The organism is Pedobacter sp. HMWF019 (genome assembly GCF_003061025.1).
Classification (GTDB): Bacteria; Bacteroidota; Bacteroidia; order Sphingobacteriales; family Sphingobacteriaceae; genus Pedobacter.
This window is the reverse complement of sequence record NZ_QAIL01000539.1, coordinates 1-3,831: the sequence shown is the minus strand read 5'-3', so window position 1 is coordinate 3,831 and position 3,831 is coordinate 1. Positions and strand designations below refer to the sequence as shown.

At 40.1% G+C, this 3,831-nt stretch carries 4 protein-coding genes; 3 read left to right on the top strand and 1 reads right to left on the bottom strand.

Annotation, left to right across the window (positions count from 1 at the left end):
- Positions 1 to 194: 194 nt before the first annotated feature.
- The 3 genes from DBR11_RS26555 (at position 195) to pfkA (ending at position 3,647) form a co-directional block, all read left to right on the top strand.
- On the top strand, positions 195 to 644 hold the full coding sequence (locus DBR11_RS26555) for a protein-disulfide reductase DsbD domain-containing protein (protein ID WP_108555583.1): 450 nt from the start codon (positions 195 to 197) through the stop codon (positions 642 to 644).
- A 305-nt stretch (positions 645 to 949) separates the two neighbouring features.
- Positions 950 to 2,656, top strand: coding sequence for a protein-disulfide reductase DsbD (locus DBR11_RS26550; protein ID WP_108555582.1), 1,707 nt, complete (start codon positions 950 to 952; stop codon positions 2,654 to 2,656).
- Positions 2,657 to 2,663: 7 nt separating this feature from the next.
- Positions 2,664 to 3,647, top strand: coding sequence for a 6-phosphofructokinase (gene pfkA / locus DBR11_RS26545; protein WP_108555581.1), 984 nt, complete (start codon positions 2,664 to 2,666; stop codon positions 3,645 to 3,647).
- A gap of 32 nt (positions 3,648 to 3,679) precedes the next feature.
- Here the strand turns inward: pfkA and DBR11_RS26540 are convergent.
- On the bottom strand, positions 3,680 to 3,831 hold a 152-nt coding region (locus tag DBR11_RS26540; protein ID WP_146186678.1), incomplete at its 5' end, for a heavy metal-binding domain-containing protein.

Sequence of the window (3,831 nt, the reverse complement as noted above, 5' to 3'; positions counted from 1 at the left end):
TCATAAGAGACTGTACAGGTTTCAGGAACAACATAAGTACAGACATAATGGCGAAGTATTTTTCGCAAGCATACAGGGGGTAAGAGATACCGGGATGCTGGTCTTGCTGGAGGGAGAAACAGAAAAGGAATATAATTTTAAGGAAATAGAATTTTTAAATTGAAAAAACGTTAAGTAAAAACACACCACACACAATGAAAAGAATCACATTAATACTTAGTTTTTTAGTGCTTTCGGTTTTTGCTGCATCAGCTCAGATCGAAAATCCGGTAAAATGGTCTTATGGACAAAAAAAGATCAGTAAAACAGAAGCTATTGTTTTTGTTAAAGCAAACATCGAAGACGGATGGCATATTTATTCTCAAAATGTAAAAGATGGCGGCCCTGTAAAAACAACTATTACTTTTGCCCCTTCTAAAGATTATGTAAAGGTTGGAACTACTTCAGAACCAAAACCAGTTACTAAATTTGAGAAGTCATTCGATATGAATGTAAGTTATTTCGAAAAACAAGTTATTTTTCAGCAAAAAGTAAAGCTAAACAAACCATCTGCAACAGTCAAAGGAAAAGTAGAATTTATGGTTTGTAACGATAGCAAATGTTTGCCTCCAACAGAAGTGGAGTTCAGCGTTCAGGTAAAATAGATTATGTCTATTATAGAAATTGATGAGCGCAACCCTCCGGAAGCGCTCTTTTTATTTTTTATCCAGATAAAAAATTATCGTTAAATTCACAGCCTTGATATAATGAAATCGTTCATGTGGGGCGCAACCAAAACCAATGTATGTAAATATTTGGTAGTAGATGAAAGCTCTTTACCGATAAAAAACAAACCGAGTTTACGGGCTCATTAATACAAATGAAACCATCATGTGCAGCACTACACAGACTGAAATGAATAAATTTTTGTAGCACGTGATAGCTTCATAACCTTTAAAAATAGATACTGATGAAAAAATTAATACTGGTTTTAGGAGTCATGCTTACGCTTAGTTTAGGGCATTCCGAGCAGAGTTTTGCGCTTATACAGCAGCAAGATTCGACATTGAATACCGATGATATAGAATTTACAGAAATAGGTTCTTCTGCAGACAGCGCTAAAAATGACCTGAAAAAAGAGCTTGTTAAAGCTGATACCGTAAAAAAAGAGGAAGCCGTTTCGCCTGCCGGGAAAACGGTAGCTGCAGCAGATCAGACAGAGAAAGAAAAGACGCTTTGGGAAACATTTATCGCTGGCCTTTTTGGTGGATTTCTTGCGTTTCTGATGCCTTGTATCTTTCCCATGGTTCCATTAACCATCAGTTACTTTACAAAAAGATCCGGTAGCAAACAAAAAGGAATCGGACAGGCCCTGATCTATGGACTTTCTATTATTGTGATTTATGTAGCCTTTGGTTTATTGATTACTGCGCTCTTTGGCTCAGCAGGACTAAATGCATTTAGCAGCAGCGGCTGGTTTAATTTCTTGTTCTTTATTCTCCTTGTGGTGTTTGCAGTGTCTTTTTTTGGTGCTTTTGAAATTACCTTACCAAGTGCTATTGTAAATAAGATAGATCAGAAAGCGGATGACAGCAAGGGTTTGGGAGGGATTTTCTTTATGGCAGCCTCATTGGCATTGGTTTCTTTCTCCTGTACTGGACCAATTATTGGTACTCTGCTGGTTCAGGCCAGCTCTAAAGGAGAAATTCTGGCCCCAGCAGTAGGAATGTTTGGATTTGCCCTCGCGCTTGCGCTTCCGTTTACCTTATCTGCGGTGTTTCCAGGCTTTTTAAGTAGTATGCCTAAATCAGGAGGCTGGCTGAATAGCGTTAAAGTATGTCTGGGTTTCCTGGAGCTTGCATTGGCATTAAAATTCCTTTCTGCTGCTGATCTGGCCTGGCATTGGGAATGGTTTGACCGGGAAATATTTTTGGTGTTGTGGATTGTGATTTTTGTTTTGATGGGGATTTATATCTTAGGAAAGATCAAATTTTCTCATGACAGTGATGTCCCTTATGTATCTGTACCACGACTTTTCTTTGCCATCATTTCACTTTCTTTTGCCATGTACCTTGTTCCCGGTTTATGGGGAGCACCAGTGAGTATTTTAAGCGGGATTGCCCCGCCATTAAATACACAGGATTTTATTTTAAGCGGGGGCGGATCATCTGCGTCAGCACCTTTATCTGTTGATTTTCCTGCCAAGGTAAAACACAGTGAATTTTTGAAACCTCCTGTTGGTTTTCATCCTTTCTTTGATCTGGATGAGGGGCTGGAATATGCGAAGAAGGTGAATAAGCCAATTCTAATCGATTTTACCGGCCATGCTTGTACCAACTGCCGCAGAATGGAAGATATGGTTTGGATCGATAAAGAAGTGGGCAGATTAATTCGTGACGAATATGTGCTGATCCAGTTGTATGTAGACGAAAGAAATGTAAAAATGCCAAAAGAAAAAGTACATTATTCAACCATCCTGAAACATGATACGGATGATCTTGGCTGGTGGAATGGCGATTTCCAGGCTACAAAATACAATACCAACTCTCAGCCCTTTTATGTTTTAGCCGGACCGGATTTAAATCCTTTGGTTACGCCTAAAGGTGCTATATTTGATGCTAAAGAATATGCTGCATATTTGCAGAGCGGACTCGATAAATTTAAAGCAGGGAAATAAGGTTTAAATGAATAAGATTAAAAATATAGGTGTATTGACTTCCGGAGGTGATGCCCCGGGTATGAATGCTGCCATAAGGGCAGTTGTTAGAGCAGCAATTTACTATGACTTAGAAGTTACCGGAATACTCAGGGGTTATGAAGGCCTTATCAATGGTGATTTCATGCCCATGGACAGGAAATCGGTGGCAAATATCATTCAACGTGGAGGAACAATCCTAAAAACAGCAAGAAGTGATGGCTTTCGCACATTTGAAGGTCGCAAAACGGCTCATGAGCAATTGGTGAAGCACGGTATCGACGCTTTAATTGTAATTGGTGGAGACGGAACATTTACGGGTGCAAATTTATTTTCCCAGGAGTTTGGCTACCCAATCATTGGTTTGCCCGGAACCATAGATAATGACCTCGCAGGTACAGATTTTACTATTGGCTATGATACGGCAATCAATACTGTTATTAATGCAGTTGATAAGATTCGTGATACAGCAGAATCTCACGACCGTTTGTTTATTGTAGAGGTAATGGGTAGAGACTCAGGTCTTATTGCCCTTCGAAGTGGTATCGGTGTGGGTGCTGAGGCCATTCTGATTCCAGAAGCTAAAACAGGAATCGAAGGATTGATCACCAGATTGGAGCACGGACGTAAAGATAAAGCATCAAAAATTATTATTGTTGCAGAAGGGGATGAAATTGGTGGAGGTTTTAATGTTGGAGAAGTGCTTAAAGAAAGATTTCCTGCCTACGATATCCGGGTGTCCGTTTTGGGTCATATTCAAAGGGGGGGTAAACCAAGTTGTATGGACAGGGTTCTGGCCAGCCGGTTTGGGGTTTCTGCGGTAGAAGGCCTCTTGCACGGTAAATCAGGTGAAATGGTTGGGCAAATCAACAGAGAGATTGTATTTACACCTTTTAGTCATGCTATCAAACACATCAACGCAGAAGAAATCAGTCCAACCTGGTTAAAACTCGTAGAGATATTATCATTATAAAAGAAAAGGACCTTTTTTAAGGTCCTTTTCTTTTATTCTATAATAACAGCCGTACCTGTTGCGGCTACCATCAGCATGCTTCCGCCACTGCCAACGGTCTCATAATCCAGGTCGACACCGATAATTGCATTTGCACCAAGGGCTGCGGCATATTGCTGCATTTCATTTACCGCCGTGTCTTTAC